The sequence below is a fragment of the Bradyrhizobium denitrificans genome (assembly GCF_013179005.1).
Classification (GTDB): Bacteria; Pseudomonadota; Alphaproteobacteria; order Rhizobiales; family Xanthobacteraceae; genus Bradyrhizobium; species Bradyrhizobium denitrificans.
Genome location: NZ_JABFDP010000004.1, coordinates 51,333 through 67,763, shown reverse-complemented (window position 1 = coordinate 67,763; position 16,431 = coordinate 51,333). Strand labels below are relative to the sequence as shown.

Genomic DNA, 16,431 nt, shown 5'->3' with positions numbered 1-16,431 from the left:
CGTCAGGCGGCCATGCCGCGGCGCTCTCCCCTTTACCTCGCCCCGCTTGCGGGGAGAGGCCGGATTGCATCGAAGATGCAATCCGGGTGAGGGGGACTCTCCGCGGGTCTGGTGCCCCTGGAGGATGAAGCAAGCCTCAATTCGTCGGCAGCGGGACCTGATCGTCGATCAGAGCGTCCAGCGTCGCCTTCACGTCGACCTTGGCGTCCACCACACCGGCCTGCTGCAGCGCGAGGCCGGCTGCCAAAATCGACTCGCGCTGAGGGGCGCCGATGCGGCTGTGGGTCAGCTCGGTGCGCTCCTTGAGCTGCTTGTCGACCACGCTGTCCGGCAGCTTGGTGACGGCGATGAACGTCTTCTTGAGGTCGTCGTAATTGGCCAGCGCATCCTTGCGCGCGACCTCGTAGGTGGCGAGCACGCGGCGGACAATGTCGGGATTGTCCTTCAGGAACTGCTCACGCACATTGAGGATGCCCCAGGTGTTGGCATCGGCCTTGCGGTAGAACAGCTTGGCTCCCTCTTCGACCTCGGCCTGCGCCATCATCGGATCGAGCCCGGCCCAGGCGTCGACGTCGCCGCGGATCAAAGCCGCCTTGCCGTCGGCATGCTGCAGCAGCACCGGGGTGATGTCCTTGTCGGTGAGGCCCGCTGCCAGCAGCGCGCGGACCAGGAAGATGTGCGGATCGGTGCCGCGGGTCACTGCGACGCGCTTGCCCTTGAGATCGGCGACCGAGGCGATCTTGGAGTCCTTGCCCGTCACCAGCGCCGTCCATTCCGGCCGCGAATAGACATAGATCGACTTGATCGGGTTGCCGTTGATCTTGGCGACCAGTGCGGCGGAGCCGGCGGTCGAGCCGAAATCGAGCGAGCCGGCATTGAGGAACTCGAGCGCCTTGTTGGAGCCGGCCGACTGTACCCAGACGATGCTGATGCCGTCCTTGGCGAACTCCTTCTCGAGAAGCCCCTTCTGCTTCAGCACCAGCGACACCGGATTATAGGTCGCCCAGTCGATGCGGATCTCCTTGACCGGTTCGGCGGCGCGTGCGGCGCCGCAGCCCAGTAGAAACACGGCCGCAAGCCCGGCGAATCCGCGCCTTGACAGTCCACCCATCATCAATCCTCCTGATCGAGAAAACATCGCTGTTGTTTCAATGCGTTATGCCAGGGGCTCGCGAGAATTGTTTTTCCTTTCGATTGCCTCGCCGAGAACAATCCTCATCTCCATGCGGCCGACGGCAGCATGGATCGATTGCCGCATTGGAAGTTTCGTGACAGCACTGGCCTTGTTCGATATCCGGTTGCATCCATGGACAGCGTCACTCCGAATTCCAGACCCGAAAGCTTCCCCGAATTTGACAGCGCCGGCCTCGCGGCGACCGTCGATGCGCTCGCCGCGCAACATTCCGGCCGGGAGGACATGTTCCGCGCCGCCGTGGTGCAGTTGCTGAAGGCCGAGCTGGTCAAGGCCCGCGCCGTGGCCCAGGCGCAGCTCCTGAAGGACCGCCACGGCCGGCGTTGCGCCGAGCGGCTGTGCTTCGTGCAGGACGAGATCATCCGCATCCTTTACGCGGCGGCCACCCAGCATCTGTACCGGTCGCAGGTGCCGAGCGGCGCCGAGCGGATGGCCGTGGTCGCGACCGGCGGCTATGGCCGCGGCCTGATGGCGCCGGAGTCGGACATCGATCTCCTGTTCATCCTGCCCTACAAGCAGACCGCCTGGGGCGAGCAGGTCGCCGAAGCCATCCTCTACTCGCTGTGGGACATGGGCCTGAAGGTCGGCCATGCCACCCGCTCGGTCGATGAATCGATCCGGCAGGCGCGCGGCGACATGACCATCCGCACCGCCATTCTGGAGACGCGCTATCTCGCCGGCGACCGGCCGCTCTATGACGAGTTGGTCGAACGCTTCGACACCGAGGTGGTGCAGGGCACCGCGGCCGAGTTCGTCGCTGCCAAGCTCGCCGAGCGCGAGGAGCGGCACCGCCGCGGCGGCCAATCACGCTATCTGGTGGAGCCCAACGTCAAGGACGGCAAAGGCGGGCTGCGCGACCTGCACACGCTGTTCTGGATCGCCAAATACGTCTACCGGGTGCGCGAGACCGCCGAGCTGGTGGAGCGCGGGGTATTCGACGCCCACGAATACCGGACCTTCCGACGCTGCGCCGATTTCCTGTGGTCGGTGCGCTGCAATCTGCATTTCGTCAGCGGCCGGCCCGAGGAGCGGCTGTCGTTCGACCTGCAGCGCGAGATCGCCGTCCGGCTGGGCTACACCAGCCACCCCGGCATGCAGGACGTCGAGCGCTTCATGAAGCACTATTTCCTGGTCGCCAAGGAGGTCGGCAACCTCACCGCCATCCTCTGCGCCAAGCTGGAGGACCAGCAGGCCAAGCCGGCGCCGGTGCTGAGCCGGGTGATCTCGCGCCTCAAAACCGGCAACAGCTGGCGGCGCGTGCCGGAAAGCGACGATTTCATCGTCGACAACAACCGCATCAATCTCGCCGCACCTGACGTCTTCAAGCACGACCCGGTCAATCTAATCCGCATCTTCCGGCTGGCGCAGAAGAACAACCTCGCCTTCCATCCCGACGCGATGCGCGCGGTGACGCGCTCGCTGAACCTGATCAATACCGAGCTGCGCGACAATCCCGACGCCAACCGGCTGTTCATGGAGATCCTGACCTCCAACGACGCCGAGACCGTGCTGCGGCGGATGAACGAGACCGGGGTCCTCGGCCATTTCATCCGGGCCTTCGGCCGGATCGTCTCGATGATGCAGTTCAACATGTATCACCACTATACGGTGGACGAGCATTTGATCCGCTGCATCGGGTTCCTGCAGGAGATCGAGCGCGGCGGCATCGACGAGTTCGCGCTGGCCTCCGACCTGATGCGCAAGATCCGGCCCGAGCACCGCGCCGTCATCTATATCAGCGTGCTGCTGCACGACGTCGCCAAGGGCCGGCCCGAGGATCATTCGATTGCCGGCGCCAAAGTGGCGCGCCGGCTATGTCCGCGGCTCGGATTCAACAATGCCGACACGGAACTGGTGGCCTGGCTGATCGAGGAGCACCTGACGATGTCGACGGTGGCGCAGTCGCGCGACCTGTCGGACCGCCGGACCATCGAGAAATTCGCCGCCGTGGTGCAGTCGGTCGAGCAGATGAAGCTGCTGACGATCCTGACCACCGCCGACATTCGCGGCGTCGGCCCCGGCGTCTGGAACGGCTGGAAGGCGCAGCTGTTGCGCACGCTGTATTACGAGACCGAGCCGGTGCTGACCGGCGGCTTCTCCGAGGTCAACCGCGCCAAGCGCATCACCGCGGCGCAGGCCGAGTTCCGCAACGCCTTCACCGATTGGCCCGAGGACGAGCTCAACACCTATATCGGCCGGCACTATCCGGCCTACTGGCTCAAGGTCGAGCTGCCGCGCAAGATCCGCCACGCCCGCTTCGTGCGCGCGAGCGAGGATGCCGGCCATAAGCTCGCGATCAATGTCGGCTTCGATCCGGCGCGCGGCGTCACCGAGCTGACGATCTTCGCCATGGACCATCCGTGGCTCTTGTCGATCATCGCCGGCGCCTGCGCCTCGGCCGGCGCCAACATCGTCGACGCCCAGATCTACACCACGACCGACGGCCGCGCGCTCGACACCATCGCGATCTCCCGCGAATATGAGCGCGACGAGGACGAGGGCCGCCGTGCGACGCGGATCGGCGAAACCATCGAGCAGGTGCTGGAAGGCAAGCTGCGTTTGCCGGACGCCGTGGCGCGGCGGACCACGCGCGGCAAGCAGCACAAGGCGTTCTCGGTCGAGCCCGAGGTCAGCATCAACAATCAGTGGTCAGAACTCTACACGGTGATCGAGGTCTCCGGCCTCGACCGCCCTGGCCTGCTCTATGAGCTGACAACCGCGATCTCGAAGCTGAACCTGAACATCGCCTCGGCGCATGTCGCGACCTTCGGCGAGCGCGCGCGCGACGTGTTCTACGTCACCGACCTGCTGGGCGCGCAGATCAACGCGCCGACGCGGCAGGCAGCGATCAAGAGCGCGCTGCTGCATCTGCTCGCCAGCGACGACACGGCGGCTCAGCCGGCGGCCTGAAGGCATCGAGCAGGTCAGACGCGGCGGCTGTCCGCGACGGAACGAATTGAGGGGACCGGCGCCACCGCCGGTCCAGATGGGCTTGGGGGAGCCGAACCATGGCATTGATTGCAAATATCGTCGTCGGGCTGATCGGCCTGCTGCATGTCTATATTCTCGTGCTCGAGATGTTTCTCTGGACCAAGCCGGCCGGGCTGAAGGCGTTCAACAACACGCCCGAGCGCGCAGAGGCCACCAAGGTGCTCGGCGCCAATCAGGGCCTCTACAACGGCTTCCTCGCCGCCGGCCTGTTCTGGGGCCTCGCGCACCCGGCGCCGGCATTCGCATTCCAGATCAAGGTGTTCTTCCTGCTCTGCGTGCTGGTGGCCGGCCTCTACGGCGCCGCCACCGCCAGCCGCAAGATCCTGTTCATCCAGAGCGTGCCGGCCACGATCGGACTCGTGTTGGTCTGGCTCGCGGGCTGAGGCGGACTGCATCCCATCACTGGTGTCGTCCCGGGCAAGCACGACGGCGCGAAGCGTCGGTGGCGTGCGCCGACCCGGGATCCATCATCCCGGGACTTGTTTGAGGCGCCATCGCCACTCCGGGTCGTCACCACACGACCGCCTACGGCTATGGATCCCGGCTCTGCGCACGGCGGCGCGCCCAGCCTCGCGGAACCCTCCTCGCCTCCCCCCGCTCGCCTTGCGCTGGCCCAGCCCTTCCTCCACACTGCCGAAAGCGATGGCGCCCTGCCCGGGGCAGACCAGCCGCATAAAACATCAGGAGGAACGATAGACCCCATGCGACAGGGATTTTTCCGTCTCGCGGGAGCGGCCGCTTTGGCTGTCACCCTCTCCGTCACGTCAGCCTCGGCCCAGAAGAAGTATGATCCCGGCGCCTCGGACACCGAGATCAAGGTCGGCCAGACCGTGCCGTTCTCGGGTCCCGCTTCGGCCTATGCCTCGATCGGCAAGACGCAGGCCGCCTATTTCAACATGATCAATGAGCAGGGCGGCATCAACGGCCGCAAGATCAAGCTCGTCCAGTATGACGACGCCTATTCGCCGCCGAAGGCCGTCGAGCAGGTCCGCAAGCTGGTCGAAGACGACGAGGTGCTGCTGACGTTCCAGATCATCGGCACGCCGTCCAACGCCGCGGTTCAGAAATACCTGAACGCCAAAAAAGTGCCGCAGTTGTTCGCCGCGACCGGCGCATCCAAATTCACCGATCCGAAGAACTTCCCCTGGACCATGGGATACAATCCCAACTACTTCACCGAGGGCCGCATCTACGGGCAATACATTCTGAAGGAGCATCCCACCGCCAAGGTCGGCGTGCTCTATCAGAACGACGATCTCGGCAAGGACTATCTCAACGGCATCAAAGCCGGGCTCGGCGACAAGGCCGGGACGATGATCGTCGCCGAGGCGTCCTACGAGGTCTCCGACCCGACCATCGACTCGCAGATCCTGAAGCTGAAATCGGCCGGCGCCGACCTGCTGTTCTCCGCCGCCACCCCCAAGCAGGCCGCGCAGGCGATCAAGAAGCTGCACGAGCTCAATTGGAAGCCGGTTCATATCGTCGACATCAACGCGACCTCCGTCGGCGCCGTCATGCAGCCGGCCGGCCTCGACGCCGCCAAGGGCGTGATCTCGGTCAATTACGGCAAGGAGCCGCTGGATCCGACCTGGAAGGACGATCCCGGCCTGAAGCGCTATCTCGACTTCATGGCCAAGTATTATCCGGACGGCGACAAGAACTCGAACTTCAACACCTACGGCTATTCGACCGCGCAGCTGCTCGCCCGCGTGCTCGAGATGTGCGGCGACAATCTCACCCGCGAGAACGTCATGAAGCAGGCGGCCTCGCTCAAGGATGTCGTCGGCGACCTCGCGCTTCCCGGCATGAAGATCAACACCTCGCCGACGGATTATCGCGTCAACAAGCAGTTGCAGATGATGAAGTTCAACGGCGAGCGCTGGGAACTGTTCGGCCCGATCCTGGAGGACAAGGGCGCAGCGGGTTAGCTGGCTCACGCGCGATCTGACCAAGTTAGCTGCCACGATCTCAGTCGACCTCTCCCCATCGGGGAGAGGTCGCCGCGCAGCGCCGGGTGAGGGGTGTTTCCACACGATCAGATCGACCGTAGCCCCTCACCCGGATTGCATCTTGCGATGCAATCCGACCTCTCCCAATGGGAGAGGTGAACCTCCGTTGCCGCACCACAGAATAGAGTAGTCGGCAGTCGTCATCGAACACGCTGATCAACGGTACGGGGCTGCGCGATGGCGCGGCCCCGTTTTGCGTTGCGGCACAGATTGCGCCCGTTCGTCGCGCCACGAAGCGTTGCGTTGTCGACTTGGTTCCTCCACACTCGCGTGTAGCGATGGCGACATAACAACCAACAAGACCATCGGCCTATCTCACCGAAGGGAGGACTCGCATGAGAACGTCACTGTTCGGTCTCGGCGCCAAAACATGTGCGATGGCGCTTGCTACGTCGCTTGCCGTCGCGCTGCCTGCTTCATCAGCCTTCGCCCAAAAGAAATACGACACCGGCGCCACCGACACCGAGATCAAGATCGGCCAGACCGTACCGTTCTCCGGCCCGGCCTCGGCCTATGCCGGCATCGGCAAGACCCAGGCTGCCTATCTCAGGATGATCAACGACAAAGGCGGCATCAACGGACGCAAGCTCAACCTGATTCAATATGACGACGCCTATTCGCCGCCCAAGGCCGTCGAGCAGGTCCGCAAGCTGGTCGAAGGCGACGAGGTGTTGTTCACCTTCCAGATCATCGGCACGCCGTCGAACGCTGCCGTACAGAAATATCTCAACGGCAAGAAGGTGCCGCAGCTGCTGGCCTCGACCGGCGCCTCGCGCTTCACCGATCCGCAGAACTTCCCGTGGACCATCGCCTATAATCCGAACTACCAATCGGAGGGACGGATCTACGCGAAATACATTCTCGCCAACCATCCCAACGCCAAGATCGGCATCCTCTACCAAAACGACGATCTCGGCCGCGACTACATCGCCGGCCTGCGCAGCGGTCTTGGCGCCAAGGCGGATTCCATGATCGTCGCGGAGGCGTCTTACGAGCTGTCCGATCCGACGGTCGACTCCCAGATCGTCAAGCTGAAATCGTCGGGTGCGGATCTGCTGTACAATGCCTCGACGCCGAAATTCGCGGCGCAGGCGATCAAGAAGCTCGCCGATCTCGGCTGGAAGCCGGTGCACATCCTCGACATCAATGCCAGCCCGGTGTCGGCGACCTTGAAGCCGGCCGGCCTCGACATTTCCAAGGACATCATCAGCACCAATTACGGCAAGGACCCGGCCGATCCGCAATGGAAGGACGATCCGGGCGTGAAGGCCTATTTCGAGTTCATGGACAAATATTACCCGGAGGGCGACAAGCTCAACACGGTCAACACCTACGGCTATTCGACCGCGGAGCTGCTGGTGCAGATCCTGCGCCAATGCGGCGACGACCTGACGCGCGAGAACGTCATGCGCCAAGCCGCCAACATCAAGGGCTTCGTGCCGAGCCTGGCGCTGCCCGGCCTGTCGATCAACACCTCGCCGACCGACTTCCGCATCAACAAGCAGATGCAGATGATGAGGTTCAATGGCGAGCGCTGGGAGCTGTTCGGCCCGATCATCGAGGACACGGGGGCCGCGGGATAAGCCGACCTGTCTGAAGCAGGGCTGTTTGAGGCCGAGCCTGCTTCCGCACACAGCACTGTCATGCCCCGCGCAGGCGGGGCATGCAGTACGCCGCAGCCTCTCGGCTGATCCGAAGTGTCTCGCCGAACAAAGTCACCTATCTTCGCGGCCCCTGCTCTCTCCCCACGTCATTCCGGGGCGCGCGAAGCGCGAGCCCGGAATGACGACATTGGGGCAAGCGCCTGCAATCTCAATCGACAGTCATTGCGCTGCGCTTTCACAGAGTGAGGGCCATCTCTCACCCAGCCCATCGCTGCGCTCCCGCCCTTGTGGGGAAGGGTTGGGGAGCGGAGCCCACGGGCGACCGTCTCCGTGCCCCCCCCCTCCCTAGCCCTCCCCCACAAGGGGGGAGGGAACGCACTGGTTGCGCGGCGGCGCTAATGTCAAACCAACAGAGAGAATGGAGAAGGACCGTTACGCCGCCGGCACCTCGCCGAAATTCTTTCCGACCGGCAGCACAGCGTGCCGAATCAGCCGCGAGTCCTCCACCGCGGCCTGCCGGTGTTTCACCGCCTCGCGATAGACCGGATCGCGGATCATCTCGACGAACGCCTGCACGCTTGGATATTCCGCGATGAAGCAGTGGTCCCAGCGCTCCTCCTGTGGACCGATCAGCATCAGCTCGAAGCGGCCCTGCCAGACGATGCGGCCGCCGAGACGCTCGAACACCGGGCCGCTCTCGCGTCCATAGGCGGCATAGGCCTCGGCGCCACTCACCTTGCGTCCGTCGGGATAGTCCGCCTCCTTGCGCAGCCGGACCAGGTTCAGCATGTGGATCGGGCCCGGCCGGTCACTCTCCCGGAACTGCGCAAACACCTCCTTGGTAGGATCGATATGACCCATGATTGTCCTCGCCGGTTTGTTGTTTACCAGAGCTTAACCATAACGCCGCGTTAGCAGCGCGAAACTCCTAATCGCGCGTTAAGCTCTTCCTAACTGCCCCTTAAACTCCGGACATTAGCGTGGCTGGACGGCAGGTCGCGGGCTCGGGTTGCGTATGGCGCGGGGACGGAAACAGGGCGGCGGGCGCAAGGAGCCGCGATTCGGCCTTGCGGCGGCGATGGCCGATCTGCGTCTTGATCCCAAGGACCGCATCCCCGCCGGCGAAGACGCCCCGAAGAAATCGGCTGCGAAGAAAAAGCCGGTCGAGCCTGACGACGAGGACGATGTGCCGGCGCGCGAGCCCAAGGCCGCACCACCCAAGCCGAAGCCGAGCCGCGGCCAATCCCGCTGGGGACTCTCGATCGGACGCATGGCCTATTGGGCGCTGGTCTGCGGCCTGTGGGGGGTGATCGCACTGGTCGGGGTGGTCGTCTGGGCCGGTGCGCATCTGCCGCCGATCCAATCATTGGAGATTCCCAAGCGCCCGCCGACCATCGACATCGTCGGTGTCGACGGCACCATGCTGGCCCAGCGCGGCGAGATGGCCGGCGCCAATGTCGCGCTGAAGGATCTGCCGCCCTATCTGCCCAAGGCCTTCATCGCCATCGAGGACCGCCGCTTCTACCAGCACTGGGGCATCGATCCGATCGGCATCGCCCGCGCACTCGTCGCCAACATCCTGCATCGCGGCGTGTCGCAAGGCGGCTCGACCCTGACCCAGCAGCTCGCCAAGAACCTCTTCCTGACCCAGGAGCGCACGCTGGCGCGCAAGCTGCAGGAGGCCGAGCTCGCGCTGTGGCTGGAGCGCAAATATTCCAAGCGCGAGATCCTGGAACTGTATCTGAACCGCGTCTATTTCGGTTCCGGCGCCTATGGCGTCGAGGCCGCGGCACAGCGCTATTTCGGCAAGTCGGCGAAGCAGGTGACGATCGGCGAGGCCGCGATGCTCGCCGGCCTCGTCAAATCGCCGTCGCGGCTGGCGCCGAACCGCAACCCCGAAGGCGCCGCCAAACGGGCGCAGACTGTGCTCGCGGCGATGGCCGACGCCAAGTTCATCACCGAGGCCCAGGCGCAGGCACAGATCGCGCATCCGTCCGTCGCGGTGAAGCCGGCCGGCGCCGGGACCGTGAACTACGTCGCGGATTGGATCGGCGAGGTGCTCGACGACCTCGTCGGCCAGATCGAGCAGTCGATCGTGGTGGAGACCACGATCGATCCGAAGCTGCAGGCCGTCGCCGAGGCGGCCGTCATCGACGAGCTCGCGGCCAAGAGCGTCAAGTTCAATGTCAGCCAGGGCGCGCTGGTGGCGATGACGCCGGACGGCGCGGTGCGCGCCATGGTCGGCGGCCGCAACTATGCGGACAGCCAGTTCAACCGTGCGGTCACGGCCAAGCGTCAGCCCGGCTCGGCGTTCAAGCCCTTCGTGTATCTCACCGCGATCGAGCAGGGCCTCACCCCCGACACGGTGCGCCAGGACGCGCCGCTCGATCTGAAGGGCTGGAAGCCGGAGAACTACAGCCGCGAATATTTCGGCCCGGTGACGCTGACCCAAGCCCTGGCCATGTCGCTCAACACCGTCGCGGTCCGCGTCGGCCTCGAGGTTGGACCGAAGAACGTGGTGCGGACCGCGCATCGGCTCGGCATCGCCTCGAAGCTCGATCCCAACCCGTCGATCGCGCTCGGCACGTCGGAAGTGTCGATGATCGAGCTGGTCGGCGCCTATGCGCCGTTTGCCAATGGCGGCGTCGGCGTGTCGCCGCATGTCGTGACGCGGATCAAGACGCTCGACGGCAAGCTGCTCTACATGCGCCAGAGCGAGCCGCCGGCGCAGGTGATCGAGCCGCGCAATGCCGCGATGATGAACCAGATGATGCAGGAAACGCTGATCTCGGGCACGGCCAAGAAGGCCGAGATCCCCGGCTGGGTCGCCGCCGGCAAGACCGGCACCAGCCAGGATTTCCGCGACGCCTGGTTCATCGGCTACACGGCACGCCTGGTCACCGGCGTCTGGCTCGGCAATGACGACAATTCGCCGACCAAGAAGGCGACCGGCGGTGGCCTGCCGGTCGAGGTCTGGACCCGCTTCATGCGCGCGGCGCATCAAGGCGTGCCGGTCGCGGCGCTGCCGAATGCGCAGGGCTCCGGCCTCGCGCCGACCTTGGCGCAGATCACCTCGCAGATCAGCGCGCCCTCGGCGCCGGGAGCCAATGCAGCCACCACCGTGCGGGCCGCACCTTCGGGTCGCGGCACGACACGGCCCGAAGCGGCCGCCGGGCTCGACGGCTGGCTGGTGGACCGGCTGTTTGGTGGTCAGCGCTAGCTTGAGACCCGCCGCCGCGGCGGGCGACGGCTTGCAGCGATCAACTGGCTGCGGCGATCGCAGCAGGCGATAAGCGCTCGCCCTCGCTGACCTCGCTGACGCCGGCCGCCTGCGCCAGTGCGCGGCCGACCTGCCGCAGCATGAGGCTGGCGCGATGCGCGCTGTAGTCCAGCAGCCAGCGGCTGAACGCTGCAGCGGCCATCGGCCGCGCGAACAGGAAGCCCTGCATCGCATCGCAGCCAAGCTCGGCCAGCAGCCGCCGCTGCGGCTCGGTTTCGACGCCCTCGGCGACGACCTTGACGTCCAGGCTCTGGCCGACCCTGACCACGGCGGTCACGATCGCCCGCGTGCCCTGGTCGTTCTCGAAATCGCGCATGAAGCTGCGGTCGATCTTGAGTTCGTGGATCGGCAGCTGCGCCAGACGGCTGAGGCTGGAATAGCCGGTACCGAAATCGTCCAGCGACAGGCCCACCCCCATGTTGCGCAGCTCGCTCATGGTGGCGATCACGGTGGCGCGCTCATTGAGAATCACGCCCTCGGTGATCTCGAGCATCAGCATCTTCGCCGGCAGGTCGTTGGCAGCCAGGATCTGAGCCACCACGGCCGCCAGATTGACGTTCTGGAAGTTGATCGGCGACAGGTTCACCGAGATGCAGGGGATGTCGAGACCGGCGCGCCGCCACGACGCCATCTGCTGGCAGGCCTGCTTGATCGACCACACACCGATCTGCTCGATCAGACCGCATTCCTCGGCGAGCGGAATGAACTTGGAAGGTGAGACCTCGCCCAGCACCGGATCATGCCAGCGCGCCAGCGCCTCGACGCCATGGATCGCGCCATTGCGGGTGCAGATCTGCGGCTGATAATTCAGCGTCAGGGCCTCGCTCGCGATCGCCTCGCGCAGCGCGGTCGAGTGCATCAGCCGTTCCTCGGCGAGCTTGTCGATGTCGGCGCTGAAGAAGCGATAGGTGGCGCGCCCGGCGCGCTTGGCCTTGTACATCGCCCCATCGGCCTGCTTGATCAGGGTCTCGATGTCGGTGGCGTTGTCCGGATACAGGCTGAGCCCCATGCTCGCCGACATCGGCACCTGGCGCTTGCCGATCGTCAGCGGCATCGCCAGCGCGGCGGTGATCCGCGCCGCCGCCAGCGACGCCTCGAGGGCATCGCGGTTCTGCAGCACGATCACGAACTCGTCGCCGCCAAGCCGGCCCAGCATGTCACCGGGACGGATCTGGGCGCGGAGTCGGTTGGCGAAGGCAACCAGGAACTCGTCGCCGGCGGCATGACCCAGCGTGTCGTTGACGTCCTTGAAATTGTCGGCGTCGAGGAAGGCAATCGCGAGATGGCTGCCCTCGGGACAGGCATTGATAGCCTCGGCGATCATCGAGGGGATGCGGGCGCGATTGGGCAGGCCCGTCAGCATGTCGTGATAGGCGACCTGCGAGATCGTCGACCTCACCTCCTGCCGCTCGATGGCGAGCGCGCCGAGCTGGACGCAGGCGGCGACGATCTGCTCGTGCCAGGGGCTCGGGCCTCGGCATTCGCGGAAATAGAAGGCGAAGGTGCCGATCACCCGGCCATCCTTGCCCTGGATAGGCGTCGACCAGCAGGCGCGCAGCCCCGCGCCGAGCGGACCAGCCTTATAGGGTTGCCAACGCGGATCGCTGTCGATGTCGCGGGCCAGCACCGGCTCGCACAGATAGGCGGCCGTGCCACAGGAACCGACGTCGGGACCGATCGCAACGCCGTCCAGGCCGGACGAGTAGTCCGCCGGCAGGCTTGGGCCGCCGAGCGGATGAATCCGTCCTCCCGAGTCGACATGGAGGATCGAGCAGACGACGTCGGGGGCGAGTTCCTCGACCCGGCGGCAGAGCTGGTCGGCAATGGTCGCGATCGCGATGTCGGAGGCCAAGGACGACATGATCAGCTGCTGCAGGGAGCGCAGCTGCTTGGTCTCGCGGATATCGCTGAGCAGCCCGACCAGATATTTGACCTTGCCGCGCTGGTTGCGATGCGCCTTGACGTGGGCCGTGGTCCAGATCTCGCAGCCCGCTTTGTCGTAGATCATCAGGTCGTCCTCGACGCCCCGATCATCCTCCACGCATTGCTTCAGGCGTTCGACCGTCGCGGGATCGGTACAGGGCCCGACCAGAAGTGTCTCCACTTGCCGCCCGAGCACCTCCGCGCTGCTGTAGCCGAAGATGCTGCAGAAGGCCGCGTTGGTATAGAGGATCTTCAACTCGTGGTCGGTGACGATGACGGCGCGGTTGCTGCGGTCGGCGACCGAGGTCAGCAGTGCGTTGCGCTCGCGCATCTCGACATCGGACGTCACGTCGCGCAGCAGCAGCAGCGAATGCATCGGCGCGTGGTCGGACGGGAGATCGCGAACGATAGCGCGCACCCGGCAGCGGGAGCCATCCGCGTGGCGGAGCATCATCTCACGGCCGGCATCGCCCGCCTCGGCCGCGTGTGGCGCATCAGCGGGCGCCTCGGCTTCGCTCTTGGTCATTGCGCGAAGCTGCTCGGCCGGCAGGCCGAGACGATCGAGATCGGCGCCGATCAGGTCCTTGAGGTCGCGTCGCAACAAGGCAACCGCCGCCTGGTTGGCGTGATGGACACGGCCCTCTGCGTCGAGAAAGAGAATCGCCTCGGAGACACGGTCGAGCGCGGCCGAAAGCAGGTTCGCAGATGCGGCCGGTTGGAACTCGCTTGCAAGCATCGTTCGATTCGGGGCGCGCTGCACGTTTTGAGAGAAACGATCTGCGCTTTGGTTGCAGGAAACTCCCGGCGCCTGGCTGGGACATCACCATGGGCTGATGGCGTCAAATTTGACGAGCACAGCGTTACAGCCACGTTAAGGCGGCCTGGCATTCGGCCCGATCTTCAGCTCGCGCCGTCGGCACGCTTAAGAATTCGATAGCCGCGGTCGGCATTCCACATCGATTAACCGCAGGCACAAAGCGAAATGGCCCGGACCAGAGGCCGGGCCATTCACAATGATCAATCGGCAATTCGCAGAACCGTTGGCGTCAATCGTCGACGCCATAGCGGTGCAGATCATTACCGCAGGTGTCGAGCCACTTTTTGGCACGGTCGACCGAGGAGCAGATCTTGCCACAGACCTTCCAGAACCTCGGCGAGTGGTTCATCTCGACCAGATGCGCGACCTCGTGGGCGGCGAGGTAGTCGAGCACGAAGGGCGGCGCCAGGATCAGGCGCCAGGAGAATGACAGCGAGCCGGCCGAGGTGCATGACCCCCAACGGCTCGACTGGTCGCGGATCGACAGCCGCTTCACCTTGACGCCGAGCTGATCGGCATAGGCATCGGCTGCCTTCTGAAGGTCGCGGCGGGCCTCGCGCTTGAGAAAGTCGAGCACACGGCGCTCGGTGTGCTCGATCCCACCGGCCACACAGAGGATCTTCTCACCGCTGTCGCGGGTCTCGGTCCAGACCGTGCCGCGCTCGCCGGCGCGATGAACGATCTTGTGTGGCACGCCGCGCAGCGGCACCAGCGTGCCCGGCAGGAACGGCGCTGCCTTGGGCAGACGACCGAGACGCGCCGCGATCCACGCACCGTGCCGTTGCGCGAAGTCTTTCGCTTCGACAATGGTGCCACGCGGCGGCATCGTCAGGATCGCTTCGCGATCCGACGGATGAATTCTCAGGGTATAACGTCGCGCACGACGGTGACGCCGCAATCTAATCGAGTAGATTTGCGAGCCATGCTTGACGAGAAGACGCGAAGGTTCGGCGGGCCGCCGATAGAGTAGCGCGCGAGTGGCCATTTCTGTCAGTCCGGGAGGGAAGAACTCGCCCGGATTTTGCCATATCCACCGCCAGGGAAAGCGGTCGGCGCAAAAACAAATCATTTGCCCAACATACAGGGGCCCCGCAGGTTCCGCCCCCTATCCGTTGGGGCTCGCGCGCCGCGCATGAGCTGAATTCAGATTCAAGAGCATCGCTCAAGAAGCGACGCCACATTCACTGCTTGAGTCAGTCCGGAAATCAGGTTTCCAACGTCCCTTCAAGGAGTTACCGCGCAGCCGGATTCGGATGCGCGGTGAACGTTGTTGTCGCTTATTCAGCCGCAATGGCGAGCAGCGACTTCGGATCGGCTGCCGACAGCATGAAATCATTGATGCGGGGCACGATCTCCGACTTGAATCGCGAGCCGTTGAACACGCCGTAATGTCCGACACCCGGTTGCACGTAGTGAACCCGACGATGATCGGGAATCGACGAGCACAAACCATGCGTCGCTTCGGTCTGGCCGAGACCGGAGATGTCGTCCTTCTCTCCTTCCACCGTCATCAACGCGACGCGCGTGACCTTCGACGGGTCGACGAGCACGCCGCGATGCGTCATCTCGCCCTTCGGCAGCGCGTGGCGGATGAACACCGTTTCCACTGTCTGCAAATAATATTCCGCGGCCAAGTCCATGACGGCGAGATACTCGTCGTAGAAGTCGCGATGCTTGTCGACCTGGTCGCCGTCGCCCTTCACGAGGTTGGCGAACAGCGCCTTGTGGGCGTCGACATGGCGGTCGAGGTTCATGCTGATGAACCCGTTCAGCTGCAGGAAGCCTGGATAGACATCGCGCATCACGCCGGGATGCGGGAACGGCACCTTGGTGATGACGTGGTTGCGGAACCAGTCGATGCCGCGCTCCTGGGCGAGGTTGTTCACCGCCGTCGGATTGCGCCGCGTGTCGATCGGGCCGCCCATCAGGGTCATCGAGATCGGTGCGAACGGATCGCGCTCGGCCTCCATGACGGACACGGCCGCCAGCACCGGCACCGCCGGCTGGCATACCGCCATCACGTGCATGTTGGTGCCGAGGAAGCGCAGCATCTCGATGACGTAATCGATGTAATCATCGAGATCGAAGCGGCCTTCGGCCAGCGGCACCATCCGCGCATCCGCCCAGTCGGTAATATAGACTTCATGGGTCGGCAGGAACGCCTCCACCGTGCCACGCAGCAGCGTCGCGTAGTGGCCGGACATCGGCGCCACGATCAGGAGCCGCGGCTGCGGCTCGCGCAGCGGGCGGATGTGCTTGCGGTCGAAATGGAGCAGGCGGCAGAACGGCTTTTCCCAGATCGCGCGGACCTCGACCGGCGTCCTGACGCCGTTCACCTCGGTCTCGTCGAGCCCCCATTCGGGCTTGCCGTAGCGGCGCGTGGTGCGTTCGAACAGCTCGCAGGCCGCGGCGATCGACTTGCCCATCTCGGTATGCGCCCAGGGATTGAGCGGATTCTGAAACAGGATCTTGGTGGCATCCGTGACAGCGCGCGCCGGATTGAGCGAGGCATGCGCCATTTCGTACATCCAGTACATCGGCGTCGTCAGGACCGGACTGCCTTCCGACGCCAGGGGCGGCGCACCGCCAAACTCACCTATCGGCATTCTCGTTCA

At 64.8% G+C, this 16,431-nt stretch carries 10 protein-coding genes; 5 read left to right on the top strand and 5 right to left on the bottom strand.

Going from position 1 to position 16,431, the window contains the following annotated elements; all coding sequences use genetic code 11:
- Window positions 1–136 precede the first annotated feature (136 nt).
- Window positions 137–1,111: an aliphatic sulfonate ABC transporter substrate-binding protein gene (locus HL671_RS05120; protein WP_172235881.1), complete on the bottom strand. Its 975-nt coding sequence runs from the start codon at window positions 1,109–1,111 to the stop codon at window positions 137–139.
- A gap of 195 nt (window positions 1,112–1,306) precedes the next feature.
- On the opposite strand from HL671_RS05120, the gene HL671_RS05115 reads away from it, so the two are divergent.
- The 4 genes from HL671_RS05115 to HL671_RS05100 all read left to right on the top strand — a co-directional run bounded on the left by HL671_RS05115 (window position 1,307) and on the right by HL671_RS05100 (window position 7,775).
- The gene (locus HL671_RS05115; protein ID WP_172235796.1) at window positions 1,307–4,102 is read left to right on the top strand and encodes a [protein-PII] uridylyltransferase; all 2,796 of its coding nucleotides are present in this window, start codon (window positions 1,307–1,309) and stop codon (window positions 4,100–4,102) included.
- Between the two features lie 98 nt (window positions 4,103–4,200).
- Window positions 4,201–4,566: a DUF1304 domain-containing protein gene (locus tag HL671_RS05110; RefSeq protein ID WP_041751122.1), complete on the top strand. Its 366-nt coding sequence runs from the start codon at window positions 4,201–4,203 to the stop codon at window positions 4,564–4,566.
- 318 nt (window positions 4,567–4,884) lie between these two features.
- The gene (locus HL671_RS05105) at window positions 4,885–6,111 is read left to right on the top strand and encodes an ABC transporter substrate-binding protein (RefSeq protein ID WP_041751123.1); all 1,227 of its coding nucleotides are present in this window, start codon (window positions 4,885–4,887) and stop codon (window positions 6,109–6,111) included.
- A gap of 416 nt (window positions 6,112–6,527) precedes the next feature.
- Entirely contained in the window at window positions 6,528–7,775 is a 1,248-nt protein-coding gene (locus HL671_RS05100; RefSeq protein WP_012047387.1) for an ABC transporter substrate-binding protein, read from the top strand.
- A 453-nt stretch (window positions 7,776–8,228) separates the two neighbouring features.
- Here HL671_RS05100 and HL671_RS05095 read toward each other — a convergent pair whose 3' ends face one another.
- Entirely contained in the window at window positions 8,229–8,657 is a 429-nt protein-coding gene (locus HL671_RS05095) for a DUF1330 domain-containing protein (RefSeq protein WP_172235795.1), read from the bottom strand.
- 154 nt (window positions 8,658–8,811) lie between these two features.
- On the opposite strand from HL671_RS05095, the gene HL671_RS05090 reads away from it, so the two are divergent.
- Window positions 8,812–11,016 carry a transglycosylase domain-containing protein gene (locus tag HL671_RS05090; RefSeq protein ID WP_172235794.1) on the top strand — a complete coding sequence of 735 codons (2,205 nt, stop codon included), beginning with the start codon at window positions 8,812–8,814 and terminating at the stop codon, window positions 11,014–11,016.
- A 40-nt stretch (window positions 11,017–11,056) separates the two neighbouring features.
- Here HL671_RS05090 and HL671_RS05085 read toward each other — a convergent pair whose 3' ends face one another.
- The 3 genes from HL671_RS05085 to HL671_RS05075 form a co-directional block, all read right to left on the bottom strand.
- Window positions 11,057–13,735 carry an EAL domain-containing protein gene (locus HL671_RS05085; RefSeq protein ID WP_172235793.1) on the bottom strand — a complete coding sequence of 893 codons (2,679 nt, stop codon included), beginning with the start codon at window positions 13,733–13,735 and terminating at the stop codon, window positions 11,057–11,059.
- Between the two features lie 310 nt (window positions 13,736–14,045).
- On the bottom strand, window positions 14,046–14,885 hold the full coding sequence (locus tag HL671_RS05080) for a M48 family metallopeptidase (RefSeq protein ID WP_083780741.1): 840 nt from the start codon (window positions 14,883–14,885) through the stop codon (window positions 14,046–14,048).
- A 208-nt stretch (window positions 14,886–15,093) separates the two neighbouring features.
- Complete coding sequence (locus HL671_RS05075) at window positions 15,094–16,422, bottom strand: polyhydroxyalkanoate depolymerase (protein ID WP_041751124.1); 1,329 nt, start codon at window positions 16,420–16,422, stop codon at window positions 15,094–15,096.
- Between the last annotated feature and the right edge of the window lie 9 nt (window positions 16,423–16,431).